This is a genomic window from Kribbella sp. NPDC004536 (assembly GCF_042873835.1).
Classification (GTDB): domain Bacteria; phylum Actinomycetota; class Actinomycetes; order Propionibacteriales; family Kribbellaceae; genus Kribbella.
In genome coordinates this window covers 234570-252241 of sequence record NZ_JBIALY010000002.1, presented here as the reverse complement: position 1 = coordinate 252241, position 17672 = coordinate 234570, and the positions used below count along the sequence as shown (strand labels likewise).

The window sequence follows — 17672 nt, the reverse complement described above, 5'->3', positions numbered from 1 at the left end:
AGCGAAAGTAGGACAAAAGTGGCCAGCAGCCGGAGCAAGCCCCGCTACGAGAGAGCGGCCGTGTTCAATCCGGACGGCCTGCCGGTGTGGGCGAAACGCCATCGGCTGCCGGCCGACGTCGCGGCCCACGACCACGACTTCTTCGAGATCGCCCTTGTCACCCAAGGCTCCGGGCTGCACATCGCGGCCGACGGCGACCATCCCATCGGTCCCGGCAGCGTCGTCGTGGTCCCGCCGAACCAGTGGCACGGCTACGCGCAGTGCGACGACATCGTCCTGTTCGACAGCTTCGTGGCTCCGGAGCTCGTCTACGGCACGCTGTCGTTCCTCGATGCCGAGCTGCCGCTGATGCAGTCCGTGCACAAGTCGAGCCTGTCGTTGCCCCAGCGCATCCAGCTCGGCCAGTACGACGTGAGCCTGGCGATCGCCGAGCTGCACAGCATGAGCGACACGACGCCTGCCCGCAGGTCCCGGATCGAACTGGTCGGCCACCTGCTGATCTACCTCGACATCCTGAACCGCTCCTGGACCCCCGAGCAGGCGATCCACCGCCGCTCGACCGCGTCGCTGCATCCGGCGGTGTCCCGCGCCGCCCAGTTGATGGAGGACGATCCGGGCCGGCCCTGGACACTGTCACAGCTGGCGACTGCGACAGCGACCGAACGCACCCACCTCGTCCGGCTGTTCCAGCGCGAGCTCGGCGCACCACCGATCGCGTACCTCAACCGGCTCCGGGAGCAGGCGGCCGCGAGACTCCTGGTCCAGACCGATGACCCGGTCGCCCAGATCGGAGCCCGCGTCGGCTGGGAGGACGCCGGGTACTTCGCGCGCCGCTTCAAGAACGCGTACGGTCTCAGCCCGTCGGCCTACCGCAACCGTGCCCGCACCGGCGAGGCGCGCTACCACGCCTCCCCCGAGGCCGATGCCGCCCTGCCGATCAGCGGAGCCCGCTTCGGCGTCGTCGGCTGACGTTCCGCGCAACAACTTCGTCCTAGATTCCCTCAACCCGAGCGAAGGCGCTGACGGCGGCTGCGCGCCATGATGCACGGACACCAAGTCGCTGGGCCGTTCCGCTGGGTCCAGAGCTTCCACGTCTCCGGCAACTGAAGGGTTGAGTCATGTCTCTTGATGGGTTACGTCGACGTGATGTCTTGAAGGCGGCCGCGGTCGTAGCTGGTGGTGGTGCCGTCGTGGGTCTGCCGGGCGGCACGGCCGCCGCGGCCGGACCTCGGGTGAGTGCCACCCGGACGGCGGTCGGCGCGATCCGTTGGGATGCTTGGGTAGGTGCGGACTGGCACACCGGTAGCACTGTGAACCGCACGCTTTCGCCACAGGAGTACCAGTTCCGCTTGCCCTACTACGCGCAGATCACGGTGCCCAATCGTCTGCTCGTCGACCAGAGCTTCGACTCGGACACGACCGGCGCGGGACCGTCGGGGTGGACAGTGTCGGCGCCGACCGGTACGTCCGTGTCCGTGGAGGCCGCGACGGACCGTACCGGCAAGATCGTCCACCTGCATGATGGTTCCACTACCTCGCCGGCCTCGATGGTGCACACGTTCGCCTCGCAGAGTCACGCCGTGACGGTCGAATGGGACTGGAAGGAAACGGTCGCCGGTACGTGGGCCCGCGCACTGCTCGTCGACGGCTCGACCGCGGCCGTCGACATCGCGACCACGACCGATGCCAATGGCAAGCACCTGGTGATGCGTGCCCCTGACGGCAGCTGGAAGGTATTGCAGGATGTCGCCGACAACACCTGGTACTCGATCAAGGTGATCGCCGATCCGACCCCGCCACAGGAATCGCCCTGGGTGGACGTGTACGTCGACGGCGTACGACGGATCAGCCACGCCGCGCTGCTCGTGTCCGGGGCGACCTTCGACAACCTCACGTTGCGCACCAACGAGACACTGACCTCGGACCTGTACGTCGACAACGTCAGCGTCGCGGTGACCGAGTCGGTGAACTCCAACGGCGCCACCCAGGCGATCATGGACCAGGAGATCCAGTACGCGGCCGCGGCCGGCATCGACTACTGGGCGTTCGTCTACTACCCGCAGGATCCGCTGTCGCGGGCCAGGAACTTCTACCTGTCGAGTGCCCACAAGAACGACGTCAACTGGTGCGCACTGCTGGACGGCAACTTCACCGGTGCGTTCGACGCGAATCTCGCCGCCTTGGCACCACACTTCGCCGAGTCGAACTACCAGAAGGTGCTTGGCGATCGTCCGCTGCTCTACTTCCTCTCGGGCGCGACCGCTACCAACGTCGCTTCGACACGCGCCAAAGCGGCCGAGCTCGGAGTGGCGGACCCGTACATCGTCGTCATGGCCTGGACCGCCCAGAGCGCAGCGGACCTGAAGACGTCGGTCGGAGCCGACGCCGTCAGCCGGTACGCGACCGGCGGAACGAACGGCGCGACGTACGCCAGTCTCGCGAGCGCCGAGGCCGGCCTGTGGACCGACTACGCAACCGCGGGCGGCCAGGTCGTACCCACGGTCTCCACCGGGTGGGACAACCGGCCGAGGTACGACTATCCGGTGTCGTGGATCGCCGACTACGCGTCCCTCAAGAACAACTGGGTCCAGCAGGCGACACCCACCGAGATCGCGAACCACCTCGGCGCAGCCGTCCAGTGGAACGGCGCCCACTCCGCGAACGCGGCGGCCAACGCCGTGCTCATCTACGCCTGGAACGAGTTCGACGAAGGCGGCTGGATCTGCCCGACCCTGTACGAGCTCCGTGACTCCGGCCGGCCGCTCCGCCTGGATGCCATCGCCGGAGTCTCCCGGAACAGCGCCGCCAAACGCAAGGGCCGCGGACCGCACACGTCCGACTGAAGTGGGAGCGGGTGCGAGCCAGGCTGGACCTGGCTCGCACTGCTGGGAGTGCTCAGCTCCTCGCGTCCACGTAGTTCTGAATCCAATTCGCCAACTTCGCGGCGACCTTCTCGTGTGCGGCGATGGTCGGATGCGTGCCGTCGGTCGTCTCGGTCGCGGTGTCGATCCACCCGCTGGTGTCGATACAGACCACGTTCGCGTCGCCGGCCGCGGTCCTGGTACTGACCGTTTCCGCGATCTCGGTCCGATGCGCGGTGTTCAGCGGCGTCATCGCGAAGATCACCGCATCGGGGTAGTACGTTCGCAGGTTCTCCAGGAATTTGAGGTAGGCGGGCTTGAAGTTCGGCGCCTTCGTACCGGTGGAAGGATCGTTCGTCCCGAGATTGATCACGACGTAGTCGGGCACGTACCTCGCCGTGTCCCAGGTGGGAACGGCCGATTCACCAGGGACGTACTCCGACAGCTTGGTGTAACGGCTCACCATTCCGGACGAATCCGGCGCACCGGAGCCGGCGGCGGCCGCGATTCCGCCGAACGCCACGGTGTTGTGCGAGAACCCCAGCAATTCGGGAGTCTTGTACGTGAACGAACTGCCGAGCGAATTCACCAGCCCCGGCCCGATGTACCCGACCGAGATCGAGTCTCCGACGAACTCCATCGTCGGACGCTTGATCCCGGGTTTCGCACTCGCACCGCGATCGATCTCGAAGTACCGCAGCTTCGGGAACGACTGCTGGTACTCCGAATAGACCTGCACCGAATGCGGTCCCCTGGGCAGACCGGTCGCGAGCGCCAACGTACCGTTCGCCGTCAGGTTCCGCTGCACCACGCCACCGTCGACCCGATAGAGCAGCCGGCAAGTGCCATCCAGCGTCAGCGAAACCGAAGTCCCGGTGAACTCGAACTCGAGCCCACTTTGGAAGTAGCCATGAACGTCGCCGTTCGCCTGCTCCTGCCAACGGCCGTGATACCGGACGCTCCGATCGCTCATCGGAACCAAACCCCTGGCACAAGCCAGCCCCGGCACGCCGGCCACGATCAACGCGCCTTTGAGAACCAGGCGCCGACCGACTTTCCCCTGCATAGAAAGAGATCCCATTCCACGGACCGTAGCTACCGCAATCACCCCAGTCCTTGGACACCATTGCCCAATCACCGGACATTATTTCCGACCGCGTAGGCTCGGGTCGTCATCGGCACCAGAACCGTAAGGATTCGCGATGAAGACTGTGCCTCTCGGTGGCACCGGCCTGTCCGTACCGAACGTTGCGCTCGGGGTGATGCGGATCGGGGACAAGACGGACGACGAGATTCGTACGCTGGTGCGGACGGCGCGGGATGCCGGCATCGACTTCTTCGACCACGCCGCTGTGTACGGCGCTGCGTTGCACGGTGCCGAGGAGCGGTTCGCGGACGCGCTCCGGTTGACGTCGTCGGAGCGTGCCGAGCTCACCCTGCAGACCAAGGCGGGCATCGATCCGGCTGCCGGGTACGACTCGTCGTACGAGCACCTCGTCGGCTCGGTGGAGGACTCGCTGCGGGCGCTGCGTACCGACTACCTCGACATCTTCCTGATCCATCGCCCCGACGCGCTCGTCGAACCCGCCGAGGTCGCGCGCGCCTTCGACGACCTGTCGGCGGCCGGCAAGGTCCGCGCGTTCGGGGTGTCGAACCACACGCCGCTGCAGATCGAGCTGCTGAAGACCGCCGTACAGCAGCCGCTCGTCGTCAACCAGCTACAGCTGTCCCTCACGCACGCGCCGATCGTCGCCCAGGGCGTTGCCGCGAACATGGCCGGCGTCGACCAGTCCACGGTGATCGACGGCGGCGGCGTCCTCGACTACTGCCGGATCCACCAGATCACCGTCCAGGCGTGGTCCCCGTTCCAGGCCGGCTTCTTCACCGGCCCGTTCCTCGGCTCCCCCGACTACCCGGAGCTGAACGCCGTCATCGACCGCCTCGCGGAGCAGTACGACGTACCCCCGATCGCGATCGCCACCGCGTGGATCACTCGCCACCCCGCCCAACCGCAGGTGGTCCTCGGCACCACCACCCCGGCCCGCGTCACCGGCGCGGCCCAAGGCTCCGACCTCCCCCTCACCCGCGCCGAGTGGTACGACCTCTTCCGCGCCGCCGGCCACCGGCTTCCCTGACCTGATGGCTTTTCGACGATGGGCGCAGTCGTTTGCGAACGGGAGCGTGGCCGCGAGGTTGGAGAGGCTGAATGCGCGGCACCCGTGGAGCCACAACGATCACTTCCACAGCTGGATCCTGGCGAACCTGCCCGAGCGACGTCGCTCCGCACTCGACGTCGGCTGCGGACGCGGTGAACTCCTGGCAGCCCTCGCACCACACTTCGCCGGCGTGCACGGAGCTGACGCGGACGCGGCCATGCGCGCCGAGGCGACGCGACGTTGCAGTGGCCACGACAACGTTGCCGTTCGTGAGGGCGACTGGACCGACAGCCCAGGCCCGTTCGACCTCGTGACGATGATCGCGGTACTGCACCACCTCGACGTCGCGAACGCCTTGCGTGACGTACGCCGGCTGCTCGCGCCGAACGGCAAGTTCCTGGCCGTCGGCCTCGCGGTCCCGCGGAACCTCCGCGACCACGCCTGGGACGTCGCGTCCGCCGTGACCAACCCGATCATCGGCTACGTGAAACACCCCTGGCCGAGCCCGTCAGGCAAGCAACCCGCGCCGTTCCCTGTCCGGGACCCGACCCAGACGTTCGACGAACTGCGCACTCTCGTCGACACCGTCATGCCAGGTGCGAAGATGCGGCACCAGCTCGGCTTCCGCCACACCATTGCCTGGACGAACCCCGGATAACGAGGCCCGTCAGGAGGGCTTGCGGCTGAGCAGTGAGGTGATGGCCTCGCGCAGCGCTGCCTGCTGCGCATCGTCGAGCCCACCGAACGTCTCGCCCTGGATCGACACAGCAGTCCGATCCGCCTTTCGCAGGGTCCGGGTGCCGTTGGTGGTCAGTCGCAGCAGATAGGCACGCCGGTCGGCGGGGTCCCGGTCCCGTTCGACGAGTCCCTGCCGCTGGAGCTGGTCGATCAGATCGACGATCGTGCTCTGGTCCACGAACAACGCTTGCGCGAGGTTGCGTTGTGAGATGCCGCCTTGGGTCTTGAGGACCCGCAACACGGCGTGGTGCGCACCGCGGATCCCGGTCGCGGCCAGGAAGCTGTCATCCGCGCGCTTCTTGGTGACGTCGGCGAGCTTGCACAGCAGGTAGTCCAGACGGTCGTGCAGTTCGGGTGGGACCAGCGACTCCGCGCTGCTCCCGGGACCGGCCGGCCCCGGCTCGACGTGATGACTGCGTTCCATGACCGCCATCCTACCGAACCCCTATGAAGGGGATTCCAATACTTGGGTACCCAATGATAGTGTCCCGGTATGCAGGCGTCGAGTTGCCGCTCCGAACAGTCGGCCCGCACGGTGCTGGCTGCGGTCTCCTTGGGGTACGCCGTCGTGGTGGTGGACACGACTGCGGTCAACGTCGCGCTGCCGTCGGTCGGTTCGAGCTTGCACGCGGGATCGAGTTCGCTGCAGTGGGTCGTGGATGCGTACGTACTGGTCTTCGCGGCGCTCCTCGTCAGCGCCGGGGCGCTCGGAGATCGGCTGGGATCGGCCCGGACCTTCGTCGGCGGGATGATCGCCTTTACGGCTGCCTCGGTCGGTTGCGCGCTGGCCCCGACCGTCGGCGCGCTGATCACGGCTCGCGCTGCGCAGGGCATCGGTGCGGCATTGCTCGCGCCTGCGGCCGTTGCGATGATCTCGCAGGCCTTTCCCGACCAGGCATCGCGGGCTCGAGCCACAGCGATCTTCGTCACCGCCGCAGGAAGCCCGCAGGCCTTCGGGCCCGTCCTCGGCGGACTTCTCGTCAACGCGCTGGGGTGGCGCGCGGTGTTCTGGATCAACGTGCCGCTCGCCGCGGGCACGCTCCTGCTCGCTCGCCGTCGACTCCCTCGCGACCAGCGGCGGTCGACGCCTCTGACGCCTGTCGGGCAAGGCTCTCTCGTGGTCACCTGCGCCGCGGTGATCGCCGTGCTGATCGAGGCACGAAGCGGTCGCCCCAGCTTCACGGTGTCCGCGGCAGCAATCGGTGCGCTGGGATTGGCCGTCTTCGTCGCAACGCAGCGGTCGAGCAACCCACCGATCCCGGTACAGGTACTTCGAGCACCCCGCTTCAGCTCCGGAATCCTTTGCGGGACAATGCTTTTCGCCGCCTACTACGGCCTTGTGTTCGCGATCACCCTCGACCTGCAACAGGCCCACCATTTCAGTGCCTTCGACACCGGACTGGCGTTCCTGCCTTCGGCGTTGCCGATCTTCGCCCTGCCGGCGATCAGCGCACCGCTCAGCATCAGAATCGGACCCGCGCGGCTGATGCTCGTCGGAGCCGTGATCCTCAGCATCGGATGCCTCCTGCTGGCGACACCGCTGAGCAGCTCCCTGGCCGGCCTCGAAACCGGACTCGCGCTGATCGGAACAGGAGTCGGACTGGTCGTCGCACCGCAGGTCAGCACCGTGATGGCCACCGCACCCCAGGACACACAGAACCTCGCCAGCGGTATCCTCAACGCGGGCCGCCAGGTCGGCACGGCACTCGGCGTCGCCCTCACCGGCACCACCTACGCCGCCGGCAACGCAAGCCTCCCCTTCGCCGCAACCGCATCGATGGCCCTGGGCCTGACCGCGGTAGCACTGACCGGCCGAGTGATCAGTCGTTGACCCCTTCACCGACCCTCAGTCGCGGCCGTCCGTGGCCGCCGCGATGACTCTGGTCAGGCGGGTGTGCAGGTCCATTAGTTCGTTGACGTCCATGCCGAGGCTGTCGACGATCGCGGGTGGCACCTTCAGCGCCTGGTTGCGGAGTGCGCGGCCTTCCTCGGTCAGGACGACGGCCAGCGAACGCTCGTCGGTCGCCGAGCGGCCGCGGCTCACCAGGCCCGCGGCCTCGAGGCGCTTCAGCAGCGGTGAGAGGGTCGCCGGTTCGAGCTGGAGCATCCGGGACAGGTCCTTCACCGACACCGGCTCGTACTCCCACAACGCCAGCATCACCAGGTACTGCGGATGCGTCAGGCCCATCGGCTCCAGCACCGGACGGTACAGCGCGATCACCGTCCGCGCGGCCACCGCCAATGCGAAACAGACCTGGTGCTCGAGCGCCAACGGGTTGTCCGCCGGCGTGATCTTCGTCGCTGCCATCCGATCAGCGTACCAACCGTGTGTAGACTAACGATTAGTACACTAACTATTGGAGAGACGATGGACCAGGCGCAGAACGCCGAACCGCGGAAGGTACGACGGCGGCGCACCCCTCGGCCGATGAACATCGAGACCGTTCAGCGCTGGGTCGTCTCCGCCGTCCTGTTCCACGTCGGTACGGTGCCCGCCGTCACGCTGGCCGTCTACAGCATCGGCGTCGCGTCCGGCGACTTCGGCCGCGGCGTCGGCCTGTGGTTCATGTCCGGCGTGATCGGCGTCCTCACCGCCGCAGGCATCCTCGCCATCCACCGCCGCAGCGCTCTCTCCCCGTGGCTCCTCCTCGGCATCCTCCCCACCGCGGTCACCGGCTTCTACATCTTCTGACCGACCGCCGTCACCGCTCTGCAGGGTTGAGGGACGACAGGAAGTCGTAGCTGTCACAAAGGGCGGTCATGAGATCGGTCTCGGCGCGGTCGAGCTCGACGATGTGCCAGGCCACCGCGGGGTTCGCCGCGAGGATCGCCGGGATGTCCAGGCTGCCTTGGCCGACGGCCACCATCGCGTCCTCCGGTGCCGTGGCGGGGCCGTCCTTGACATGCAGGAACCGGACCCGGTCACCGAGGTCACGGACCACCTCCGCCGGATCCACCCCCGCCAGCGCGGCCCAGTACACGTCGACCTCCAGCAGCACCTCCGGGGCGAGCCGGTCGAGCAGGACGTCGTACGCACGTCGTCCGTCCGGCAAGCGGGAGAACTCCGACCAGTGGTTGTGGTACGCGATCCGCAGACCGTATGCCGCCGCGTTCGCTGCGCCCTCGTTCACCCGCTGAACCCCGCGCGCGATGCTGTCCTCGGTGGCGAACTCCTCCGCCTCCAGACTCCACGCGAGCACCGGAGCTCCCAGTTCGCTCTGCTCGTCCAGGATTCGCCGCGCCTCGGGTCCGGCCGGGAAGGGCGCATGCGAACTGCACAGCTCGAGTCCGAGGTCGTCGAGCAATCGTCGTACGGCGGCAGGTGCCATCCCGTGCAACCCGAACGCCTCCACGCCGGCGTACCCGATCTCGCTGAGTTGCCGCAGTACCCCTGGGAAGTCCTGTTGGGCCAGCGCGAAAACCGACCACAGCTGTACTGCGATCGGGCGCTTCACGACAGTGAGAAGGTCGTCGTGAGGTCCTGCGCCTGGCCGGTCCGTGCCGCTTCGTCGGCCTTGAGCATGATCTCGAGAACGTGCCGGGCGTGGTCGGGATTCAGCAGCGGCCGGGTGCCGGTGGCGACGCAGTCGGCGAGGTGATCGACCAGGACCGCGCGGTGCAGGTCGATCAGCCGCCGCATCGGCGCGTCGCCGTCGGGCAGTTCGGGCGCGGTCCAGCCGCGCAGCCCGCCGATCGCGTCCAGCCGGAAGATCTCCAGCGGCGGCCCGTCGCCACCGAAGGGCCGGCCGCTCAGGTTCAGCGTTCCCTCCCGGCCGTAGATCTCCAGCTTCGGCCCGCGCGCGGCGTTCACGTTGAACGTCCCGTCCACGACGGCGAACGTGGATCCGCCGAAGTCGAGCAGCATCAGGACGTTGTCGTCCGCGGTGACGTCGATCGTCTTGCCCTGGAACGGCCCGCCACGGACCGTCCGGGTCGGCTCGGTGATCCCGGCGAACGCGGTCACCCGCCGGGCCGGGCCGAGGATCCCGGTGATCTCGTGGATTCCGTACACGCCCATGTCGAACAGCGGGCCGGAACCCTTCTGGTAGAACCAGGTCGGATCGGCCGGCCACGCTCCGGAGGCCGGACCGCCGTGGGACGACCGGACCCGCGCGAACGCGACCTTGCCGATGGCACCGTCCTGGATCAGCCGGCGCGCCTCGGCCCGGTCCGGATAGAGCATGTTGAACGGCGCGCAGACGACCGTCAGCTCGCGTTCGGCCGCGAGCGCGCAGATCCGGTCGGCGTCGGCCATGGTGGTCGCCAGCGGCTTCTCCGTCGCCAGGTGCTTGCCCGCCGCGAGGATCCGGGCGCAGGTCTCGCCGTGCACAGGGATCGGCGTGAGGTTGACGACGGCGTCCAACTCGGCCCCGGACAGCATCGCGTCCAGGCTGGTGAAGGCGTACGGGATCCCGAACCGCTCGGCGACAGCGGCTGCCAGACCGGGGACCACGTCGGCGATCGCGACCACCTCGGCCTTGTCCCGGATCGGGTCCAGGTTCGGCAGCACCCCACCGGCCCCGGTGGCAATCATGCCCGCACCGAGTACGCCGATCCGCAACGGGCTCATGCGGGTCCCTCCTGTGGGCTCAACGTCCGGCCCGCGTCGACCGATTCGTAGAAGGCGAGGCAGGCGGCCAGGTTGTGCCAGGCGTCCTCGACCGTTGCCACCGGCACCGATTCGCCGGCGATGACGGCGGCCCAGTGATCGAGGTCGGCCGCCTGGTCGTGCTTTCCAGGCGGATCGAGCTCCACCGGCCCGTTGCCGTCGATCATCAGCAACCTGCCCTGGACGCCGTCCAGTCGTACGGCGCCGGTGCTGCCGACGATCGTGTAGCTGGCTTGGAACCCGCCGTCCGGCGCGGTCCAGGTGTCCTCCAGCGTTGCCACCGCTCCCCCGGAGAAGGTCGCCGTCGCCACCCCGTAGTCCTCGACCTCGAGGTCCGGACGCAGGTGCTTCGCCGTCTGCCCACTGATCGCGACGACCTCTTCGCCGAGCAGCCAGCGCAGCAGATCGAGCTGGTAGATGGAGTGATCGACCCACCCGCCGCCGACCGTCCGGGCCGGATCGGCGAACCAGCCGGGCGACGGATCGTCCGGCCACTGCCGGGGCAACCCGGCCCAGGTCGTCATCGAGGCGCTGATCAGCCGCCCGATGCGTCCGTCGTTCAGCCATTGCCGGAGCTGTTGCGGACCGGGCCCGAGTCGTTGGCGGGACTCGGCCGGCAAGAACGTGACCCCCGCTGCCCGGACGGCCTCGACCACGCGCGACGCGTCCTCCAGTCGCAGGGCCATCGGTTTGTTGGCGATGATGTGCTTGCCTGCTTTCGCGGCCGCGACGCAGACCTCGGGGTTCAGGTCCGGGCTGACGAAGCTGAGCACCGCGTCGATCCGGGGATCCTCCACCAGGGTGCGCCAGTCTGCCTCGACCTGGCCGCCATACCGCTCCGACACGTAGGCGGCGCGGGCCGGATCGCTGTCCCAGACGCCGGCCAGGCTGAACCGGTCCCGCGCGTGTGCGCCTTCTGCGATCGGGAGAGCCGAATACCAGTGGTCCATGCCCACCAGGGCGACCCGTAGTTCGGTCATCCGTCCTCCGCATCGTTTCGAGGTGCGGCCCAGCCGACCGCGTTCGCGATCACCTTGCGTACTTCGGGCTGCCGGTACACCGGGTACTGCTGATCTCCCGGACTGAAGTAGAAGATCCGCCCGTTGCCGCGACGAAAACAACAGCCGCTGCGGAACACTGCCCCACCACTGTAGGAGCTGATGAACACGAGCTCATCCGGTTCCGGCAAGTCGCACGGCTCGGCGTACAGCTCGTCCGCGGGGACGACGATCGGCGACGGCACTCCCGCCGCGATCGGGTGCCCGGCCTTGACCGTGTAGACCCGCTGCTCGTTGTTCGGCTCCCAGTGGTCGAGCGCGCAGCTCGTGCCGAGCAGCTCGAGGCTGACGCGCGAGTACAGCCCGGAGTGGAGCAGGACGAGTCCCATTCCGGCCTCCACCCGCGCGATCACCCGGTCGACGACCTCGTCGCAGACCTGGTCGTTCGCGATGTGCGACCACCAGACCAGGACGTCGGTCTGCCGGACCAGCTCGGCCGGCAGACCCTGTTCGGGTTGGTCCAGCGTGGCGGTCCGGACGACGGCATCCGGACCCAGCCCGGTCCTGATGCCGTCGGCAACCACCTCGTGGATGCCCTCCGGATAGACGCCCTCGCCCTTGGACTCGTGGACGTTCTCGTTCCAGACGAGGACTCTCATGCGGCCGGCTTCAGTCGCAGGACGACGATCTCCGCACCCGGGGTGTACGGCGCGGCCGGGGCGTACGGATCCTCCGCGGTCGGCCACCCGGTCACCTTCGCCGACCGGTACATCGCCCAGTCGACGCTGTAGACCAGCGGAATGATCGGCGTCTTGTCCACCATGACGCCCTGCAGGCCGTGCAACGCCGTGAGCCGTGCGTCGTCCGTGCCCGCCGATTCGTAGTCGGTCAGCAGCTTCTGCGTGGCCGGGTCGTTGAACCGCTCGACGTTGGTCGTCGCGTTCGACCCGACCGGGCCGGACTGACTGTTGTCGAGCCACCCCTGGTACGCCACGAACGGCGACGCACCGGTGTTGGACGATCCGAGGGTGAGGTCGTAGTGGCCCTGGGCAACCCGCTGCGACCAGTCGTCACCCGAGACACCCTTGACGGTGACCGAGATGCCGACCGTCTTGAGCTGCTGGGCGATGATGCCGGAGCTGTTCATCCAGTCCTTGTAGCCCGACGGCACGGTGAGCGTGAGCGAGATCGGCTTCCCGTTCTTCTCGTAGATGCCGGACTTGTTCAGCGTGAAGCCCGCGCCCTCGAGCAGCTGCTTCGCCTTCGCCTTGTCCTCGACGATCCGCAGGTCCTTGTACTTCGGATCGAGCGCCGAGTCGTAGTTCGGCAGCAACAGACCGGTCGGCGTCTTCACCGGCGGGTTGAAGGTGTACTGGCCTAGGTCGCAGATCTGTTGCCGGTCGAGCGCGGCGCTGATCGCCTGCCGTACCGGCAGCTCGCTCAACGGCCAGACGGTGTTGTTCGGCACCAGCGAGACGACGCCGGTCGGCGGGTACCAGAAGTGGTTGTCCTTGTTCTTGTTCACGAACTCCTTGTTGCTGCCGGTCGTGTAGAAGTAGTCGGCCCAGTCGAGTTCGCCGGACAGCAACTGGATGCCGGCCGTCTCGAAACTCAGGCCGTGGTAGTTCAGCTGCTGGACCTCGGGCTTGCCCGGCTGCCAGAACTTGTCGTTCTTGGTCAGCACCAGCAGCTGCGGGTTGTACGACTTGTAGACGAACGGCCCGGTGCCGACCGGATTCGGATCCAGGAACTTGGTCGGATCCGGCACCTTCTCCCACTCGTGCTTGGAGACGATCGGTGTCAGCCCGGCGATCGCGTACAGCTGCGTGTACGCCGGTGTCGCGAAGGTCATCACCACGGTCTTGTCGTCCGGGGCGGTGACCGACTGGAACTGCACACCGTTGACGTTGAGAGCGGCGTACTTCTTGATCAGCTCGAACGTGAAGACCACGTCGGCGCTGGTGAACGCCTGGCCGTCGGACCACTTGACGCCGTCGCGGAGCTTGAAGGTCAGCGTCTTGTCGCCGTCGGACCACCTCCAGGCCGTCGCCAGCCAGGGATAGGTGCTGCCCTCCTTGAGGATGTTGAACTGCACCAGCGGCTCGTAGATCATGTTCACCGCGCTGTACGCGTTCAGCGCGCTGGTCGGCAGGAACGGGTTGAAGTTGGCGGCCGGACCGCCACCGGTGCCGGTGATCTCGAGGGTCGGCAGCGAACCGGCCTTGGCCGCGGGCGCTTCCTCGGTGCACGCGGCGGCGCCCAGCGCGAGAGCCGCCGCGACGGCAAGACAGGCGATTGTTCTGGTACGTCGGATCTTCATCACAGGTACTCCTTGCTGGCTGCTGAAGTGGTCTCGGCGCCTGTGCTGTACAGCCAGCACCTCGTCCAATGGCCGGGACGCAGCTCGGTTGTGCCGGGCGCCTCGGTGCGGCAGATGTCCATCGCGTGCGGACATCGCGGGTGGAACCGGCAACCCGCGGGCGGGTCGACCAGGCTCGGCGGCTCGCCGGCGTCGACCAGGTCCGGATCGCGGCCGGCGCGATCGGGGTCGGGGGCGGACGCGAGCAGTAACTGCGTGTACGGATGCGCGGGACGCCGGACGAGCTCTTCCGACGGGCCGCCCTCGATCACCCGGCCGGCGTACATGACGAGCGTCGTCGTCGCGAAGTACCGGGCCGAGGCGATGTCGTGGGTGATGTACAGCATCGCCAGGCCGAGCGACTTGACCAGCCCGGCGAGCAGGTTGAGGATGCCGAGCCGGATCGACACGTCGAGCATCGACACCGGTTCGTCGGCGAGCAGTACCCGCGGCCTGGCCGCGAGCGCGCGGGCGATCGCGATCCGTTGCAACTGACCGCCGGACAGCTCGTGCGGGTACTTCGCCAGGAACTGCTCCGGCGGGGTGAGGTTGACCTGTTCGAGCAACTCGACCGTCGCCGCCCGGGCCTCGGCGCGGGTCTTGGCCAGGCCGTGCACCTTCAGCGGCCGGCGCAGGTGGTACGCGATCGTGTGGATCGGGTTCAGCGAGCCGAACGGGTCCTGGAACACCAACTGCACACGGCGGACGTGCTCCCGGAACAGCCGGCCCCGTGTCGCCCGTACGGTCACACCTCCGACCGCGATCGTGCCGCCGGTGACCGGGTACAGGCCGGCGAGCAGCCGGGCGACCGTGGACTTGCCGGACCCCGACTCGCCCACGAGTGCGGTGACCTCGCCGGACCGCAGCGTCAGCGAGACGTCGTCGACGGCGTGCACGACCTCGCCACGGCCGCGGAGCCGCTGCCGGATCCGGTGCACCGGGAAGTGCTTGACCAGGCCCTGCGCTTCGAGGACGGGAACGTCAGTGTTGTCAGTGTTGTCAGTGTTGTTCCGCATCGCTACTCCCTTGGTGCAGCAGACACGCGACGAGATGTTCGGGCTTCGTTGCTGACAGCAACGGAATGGTCGTCGTACACGCCGTCATCGCCTTGGCGCAGCGCGGCTGGAACGGGCAGCCCGGGGATCGCAGCCGCAGGTCGGGCGGGGCGCCGGGGATCCCGGTCAGGACGCGACGCGGGCCGGTCAGATGCGGGAACGAGTGCAAGAGTCCGTCGCTGTACGGATGCTGGGGCGCCCGGTAGAGCTCCGCCGCGGACGCGGTCTCGACGACGCGACCGGCGTACATGATCGAGATCCGGTCGGCCACCTCGATCAGCAGCGACAGGTCGTGGGTGATGAACACGACCGCGAACCCGAGTTGCTCGCGCAGGTTCATGATCTGGTTCAGGATCTGCCGCTGGACGACGACGTCCAGCGCAGTGGTCGGCTCGTCCAGCACCAGGATGTCCGGCTCCAGCACCAGCGCCATCGCGATCAGCGCGCGCTGCCGCATACCGCCGGACAGTTCGTGCGGATAGGCATCGGCGCGGTCGGCCGGCAGACCGACCATCGTCATCACCTCGCGTACCCGGGCCTCCCGTTGCGCGCTGGTCGTCCCGGGACGGTGCGCGGTCAGCGCGTCGGCCATCTGCACCCGCAGCGTCAGCACCGGGTTCAAGGAGTTCAGCGCGCTCTGGAACACGATGGCCAGCTCTGCCCAGCGGAACGCGCGCAGCTCGTCCGGCGACATCCGCAGTACGTCGACCGGCTCCGCGCCGTCCCGCGGCCAGTACCGGATCGTTCCGGCGACGACCTCCCCGGGCGAACGCAGCAGCCGGGTGATCGCGTACGCCAGCGTCGACTTGCCCGACCCCGACTCCCCCGCGACACCGAGTACCTCGCCGCGACGCAGGACCAGGTCCACCCCGTCCACGGCACGTACGTCGCCGTAATGCACCTGGAGACCGGAGACCTCCAGCACCACACCGTCGCGTCGCTGGATCTCGGGCGCCGCCGCGGCGAGCGGCGCGACCCGCTTTCGCTTCTGGACCCGGAGCCGGGGATTCACGAACTCGTCGATGCCGAAGTTGATCAGCGCGAGCGCCATCCCGATCAGCGCGATGCACAAACCCGGCGGCACGAACCACCACCAGGCGCCGGACTGCAGTGCCTGGTTGTTCTGCGCCCAGTACAGGATCCCGCCCCACGACCAGGTGGTGACGTCGGACAACCCGAGGAACGCCAGGCCGGCCTGGGTCAGGATCGCGAACACGATCGTGAACAGGAAGCTCGAGGCCACGATCGCCAGCTCGTTCGGCAGGATCTCGAACAGGATGATCCGGATCGGCCGCTCGCCGGTGGCCCGGGCCGCCTCGACGAAGTCACGCCGCCGGATCGACAACGTCTGCGCCCGCAGGATCCGGGCGCCCCAGGACCAACCGGTCAGGCTGATCACCACCGCGACCGTCAACGAGCCACGGGTCGGCAGGTAGCCCGCCAGCACCACGACGAGCGGCAGCGCCGGGATCACCAGGAACACGTTCGCCAGCGCGGAGAACAGCTCGTCGGTGAGGCCGCCGAGGTAGCCGGCGGTCAACCCGACGAGCAGCGACAGCGCCGTCGCCAGGACCGCCGCGGTCACGCCGACGAGCAACGAGACCCGGGTCCCGACCAGCACCTGGGCGAGGATGTCCTGCCCGGTCTGGGTGGTCCCGAACCAGTGCGCGCCGGACGGCGGTTGGAGTACGTCGTTCGACAGCGCCGACGGGTCCTTGCGCCAGAGCAGCGGGCCGACCGCGCCGGCCACCACGAAGACACCGAACATGATCAGCCCGGTCATGGTCTTCGCCGAGCGCAACCCGGCGAACCGGGAACGGGCGGCGGCCTGCGGACTGGGCTGCGCGGCCGGCTCCGGCACCGCGTCGGTCAGGGCTTGAGCAGTCATCTACGCCTCCACCCGGGTCCGCGGATCCAGCCAGACGTAGACCAGATCGGCGAGGAAGTTCGCCAGCAGCACGACGAAGGTGATGATCAGGAAGATGCCCTGCATCAACGGGAAGTCCTCGTTGATCACGGCCTGGTACAGGTTGTTGCCGATCCCCGGGTAGCCGAAGACGATCTCGGTCAGCACCGCGCCGCCGACGACGAACCCGAGCGACATCGTGAACGTCGCGACCGACGGCAGGATCGCGTTCCGGGCCGCGTAGTTCAGCATCACCCGGCGCGGTGACAGGCCTTTCGCCTCGGCCAGTACGACGTAGTCGTCCGACATCGTCGTCACCATCATGTTCCGCATCGGGATCAGCCAGCCGGCCACCGAAGCGATCACGATCGTCAGCCCGGGCAGGATCGCGTGCTTGAACGCGCTGGACAGGAACGCCCAGGAGAAGTCCACCGACAGCCAGGACGAGTACCCGCCGGACAGCGGGAACAGCCGGAGCTGGCCGCTGAGCACGAACAACACGATCAGCCCGAACCAGAAGTACGGGATCGACGAGAAGAACGTCGTGATCGGCAGCAGGTGGTCCCAGCGCGAGCCGCGCCGCCAGCCGGCCACGATCCCGAGCAGCGTCCCGACCACGAAACTGACCACGGTCGAGATCCCGACCAGGACGATCGTCCACCACAGGCTGTCCATGATCACCGTCGAGACCGGCGTCGGGAAGAAGGTGAACGACAGTCCGAAGTCACCCTTGCCCAGGTCCGCCAGATAGGTCCGGTACTGCGACCACATCGACTGGTCGTTCAGCCCGAACATCGCGGTCAGCGCCTCGGTCGCCCGCGGGTCCAGCCGGCCCCGGAACCGCGACAGCAGCGCCTGCGCGGGATTCCCCGGCATCAACCGGGGGATCAGGAAGTTCAGCGTGAGCGCCGCCCAGGCGGTGACGAGGTAGAAGGCGAAGCGCCGAGCAAGGTACCGCATTCGGTCCTCCCTGCATCTCTGTGTTCGGTA

At 67.9% G+C, this 17672-nt stretch carries 17 protein-coding genes; 6 read left to right on the top strand and 11 right to left on the bottom strand.

Annotated elements, in window-relative coordinates:
- Positions 1-60 precede the first annotated feature (60 nt).
- Positions 61-969: a helix-turn-helix domain-containing protein gene (locus tag ACFYRU_RS16090; RefSeq protein WP_387658770.1), complete on the top strand. Its 909-nt coding sequence runs from the start codon at positions 61-63 to the stop codon at positions 967-969.
- Between the two features lie 149 nt (positions 970-1118).
- On the top strand, positions 1119-2843 hold the full coding sequence (locus ACFYRU_RS16085) for a hypothetical protein (RefSeq protein ID WP_387658769.1): 1725 nt from the start codon (positions 1119-1121) through the stop codon (positions 2841-2843).
- Positions 2844-2895: 52 nt separating this feature from the next.
- Here ACFYRU_RS16085 and ACFYRU_RS16080 read toward each other — a convergent pair whose 3' ends face one another.
- Positions 2896-3834, bottom strand: coding sequence for an SGNH/GDSL hydrolase family protein (locus ACFYRU_RS16080; protein WP_387658766.1), 939 nt, complete (start codon positions 3832-3834; stop codon positions 2896-2898).
- A 229-nt stretch (positions 3835-4063) separates the two neighbouring features.
- Between ACFYRU_RS16080 and ACFYRU_RS16075 the strand changes: the two genes are divergently transcribed.
- Positions 4064-4996, top strand: a complete 933-nt coding sequence (locus ACFYRU_RS16075; protein ID WP_387658763.1) for an aldo/keto reductase family oxidoreductase — start codon at positions 4064-4066, stop codon at positions 4994-4996.
- A 4-nt stretch (positions 4997-5000) separates the two neighbouring features.
- The gene (locus ACFYRU_RS16070) at positions 5001-5675 is read left to right on the top strand and encodes a class I SAM-dependent methyltransferase (RefSeq protein WP_387658760.1); all 675 of its coding nucleotides are present in this window, start codon (positions 5001-5003) and stop codon (positions 5673-5675) included.
- A gap of 9 nt (positions 5676-5684) precedes the next feature.
- Here the strand turns inward: ACFYRU_RS16070 and ACFYRU_RS16065 are convergent, their stop codons facing one another.
- Positions 5685-6179, bottom strand: a complete 495-nt coding sequence (locus ACFYRU_RS16065) for a MarR family winged helix-turn-helix transcriptional regulator (RefSeq protein ID WP_387658757.1) — start codon at positions 6177-6179, stop codon at positions 5685-5687.
- Between the two features lie 69 nt (positions 6180-6248).
- Here ACFYRU_RS16065 and ACFYRU_RS16060 point away from each other — a divergent pair, with 69 nt between their 5' ends.
- Positions 6249-7586 carry an MFS transporter gene (locus ACFYRU_RS16060; protein WP_387658754.1) on the top strand — a complete coding sequence of 446 codons (1338 nt, stop codon included), beginning with the start codon at positions 6249-6251 and terminating at the stop codon, positions 7584-7586.
- A 15-nt stretch (positions 7587-7601) separates the two neighbouring features.
- Here the strand turns inward: ACFYRU_RS16060 and ACFYRU_RS16055 are convergent, their stop codons facing one another.
- On the bottom strand, positions 7602-8063 hold the full coding sequence (locus ACFYRU_RS16055; RefSeq protein WP_387658751.1) for a MarR family winged helix-turn-helix transcriptional regulator: 462 nt from the start codon (positions 8061-8063) through the stop codon (positions 7602-7604).
- Positions 8064-8123: 60 nt separating this feature from the next.
- On the opposite strand from ACFYRU_RS16055, the gene ACFYRU_RS16050 reads away from it, so the two are divergent.
- A complete protein-coding gene (locus tag ACFYRU_RS16050; RefSeq protein ID WP_387658748.1) occupies positions 8124-8447 on the top strand; it encodes a hypothetical protein in 324 nt (107 codons plus the stop codon).
- Positions 8448-8457: 10 nt separating this feature from the next.
- Here the strand turns inward: ACFYRU_RS16050 and ACFYRU_RS16045 are convergent, their stop codons facing one another.
- Genes ACFYRU_RS16045 through ACFYRU_RS16010 form a run of 8 tightly spaced genes read right to left on the bottom strand, consistent with a single transcriptional unit; the run spans position 8458 to position 17642 of the window.
- Entirely contained in the window at positions 8458-9210 is a 753-nt protein-coding gene (locus ACFYRU_RS16045; protein ID WP_387658746.1) for a sugar phosphate isomerase/epimerase family protein, read from the bottom strand.
- The gene (locus tag ACFYRU_RS16040) at positions 9207-10325 is read right to left on the bottom strand and encodes a Gfo/Idh/MocA family protein (protein ID WP_387658743.1); all 1119 of its coding nucleotides are present in this window, start codon (positions 10323-10325) and stop codon (positions 9207-9209) included. Before ACFYRU_RS16040 ends, ACFYRU_RS16045 begins: the two co-directional genes overlap by 4 nt.
- Positions 10322-11344, bottom strand: coding sequence for a Gfo/Idh/MocA family protein (locus ACFYRU_RS16035; protein WP_387658740.1), 1023 nt, complete (start codon positions 11342-11344; stop codon positions 10322-10324). Before ACFYRU_RS16035 ends, ACFYRU_RS16040 begins: the two co-directional genes overlap by 4 nt.
- Positions 11341-12021: a ThuA domain-containing protein gene (locus ACFYRU_RS16030; RefSeq protein ID WP_387658737.1), complete on the bottom strand. Its 681-nt coding sequence runs from the start codon at positions 12019-12021 to the stop codon at positions 11341-11343. Before ACFYRU_RS16030 ends, ACFYRU_RS16035 begins: the two co-directional genes overlap by 4 nt.
- Complete coding sequence (locus ACFYRU_RS16025) at positions 12018-13682, bottom strand: ABC transporter substrate-binding protein (RefSeq protein ID WP_387658735.1); 1665 nt, start codon at positions 13680-13682, stop codon at positions 12018-12020. Before ACFYRU_RS16025 ends, ACFYRU_RS16030 begins: the two co-directional genes overlap by 4 nt.
- On the bottom strand, positions 13682-14737 hold the full coding sequence (locus ACFYRU_RS16020) for an ABC transporter ATP-binding protein (protein ID WP_387658733.1): 1056 nt from the start codon (positions 14735-14737) through the stop codon (positions 13682-13684). Before ACFYRU_RS16020 ends, ACFYRU_RS16025 begins: the two co-directional genes overlap by 1 nt.
- A complete protein-coding gene (locus ACFYRU_RS16015) occupies positions 14721-16664 on the bottom strand; it encodes a dipeptide/oligopeptide/nickel ABC transporter permease/ATP-binding protein (RefSeq protein WP_387658731.1) in 1944 nt (647 codons plus the stop codon). Before ACFYRU_RS16015 ends, ACFYRU_RS16020 begins: the two co-directional genes overlap by 17 nt.
- On the bottom strand, positions 16665-17642 hold the full coding sequence (locus tag ACFYRU_RS16010) for an ABC transporter permease (protein WP_387658728.1): 978 nt from the start codon (positions 17640-17642) through the stop codon (positions 16665-16667).
- Positions 17643-17672: the final 30 nt, after the last annotated feature.

What these genes read in the sequence shown, in the direction of transcription:
- ACFYRU_RS16010 (WP_387658728.1), bottom strand. Translation starts at nt 17,642, where the DNA reads ATGCGGTACCTTGCTCGGCGCTTCGCCTTCTACCTCGTCACCGCCTGG.
- ACFYRU_RS16065 (WP_387658757.1), bottom strand. Translation starts at nt 6,179, where the DNA reads ATGGAACGCAGTCATCACGTCGAGCCGGGGCCGGCCGGTCCCGGGAGC.
- ACFYRU_RS16055 (WP_387658751.1), bottom strand. Translation starts at nt 8,063, where the DNA reads ATGGCAGCGACGAAGATCACGCCGGCGGACAACCCGTTGGCGCTCGAG.
- ACFYRU_RS16025 (WP_387658735.1), bottom strand. Translation starts at nt 13,682, where the DNA reads ATGAAGATCCGACGTACCAGAACAATCGCCTGTCTTGCCGTCGCGGCG.
- ACFYRU_RS16035 (WP_387658740.1), bottom strand. Translation starts at nt 11,344, where the DNA reads ATGACCGAACTACGGGTCGCCCTGGTGGGCATGGACCACTGGTATTCG.
- ACFYRU_RS16020 (WP_387658733.1), bottom strand. Translation starts at nt 14,737, where the DNA reads ATGCGGAACAACACTGACAACACTGACAACACTGACGTTCCCGTCCTC.
- ACFYRU_RS16085 (WP_387658769.1), top strand. Translation starts at nt 1,119, where the DNA reads ATGTCTCTTGATGGGTTACGTCGACGTGATGTCTTGAAGGCGGCCGCG.
- ACFYRU_RS16060 (WP_387658754.1), top strand. Translation starts at nt 6,249, where the DNA reads ATGCAGGCGTCGAGTTGCCGCTCCGAACAGTCGGCCCGCACGGTGCTG.
- ACFYRU_RS16080 (WP_387658766.1), bottom strand. Translation starts at nt 3,834, where the DNA reads ATGAGCGATCGGAGCGTCCGGTATCACGGCCGTTGGCAGGAGCAGGCG.
- ACFYRU_RS16015 (WP_387658731.1), bottom strand. Translation starts at nt 16,664, where the DNA reads ATGACTGCTCAAGCCCTGACCGACGCGGTGCCGGAGCCGGCCGCGCAG.
- ACFYRU_RS16050 (WP_387658748.1), top strand. Translation starts at nt 8,124, where the DNA reads ATGGACCAGGCGCAGAACGCCGAACCGCGGAAGGTACGACGGCGGCGC.
- ACFYRU_RS16075 (WP_387658763.1), top strand. Translation starts at nt 4,064, where the DNA reads ATGAAGACTGTGCCTCTCGGTGGCACCGGCCTGTCCGTACCGAACGTT.
- ACFYRU_RS16070 (WP_387658760.1), top strand. Translation starts at nt 5,001, where the DNA reads ATGGCTTTTCGACGATGGGCGCAGTCGTTTGCGAACGGGAGCGTGGCC.
- ACFYRU_RS16040 (WP_387658743.1), bottom strand. Translation starts at nt 10,325, where the DNA reads ATGAGCCCGTTGCGGATCGGCGTACTCGGTGCGGGCATGATTGCCACC.
- ACFYRU_RS16030 (WP_387658737.1), bottom strand. Translation starts at nt 12,021, where the DNA reads ATGAGAGTCCTCGTCTGGAACGAGAACGTCCACGAGTCCAAGGGCGAG.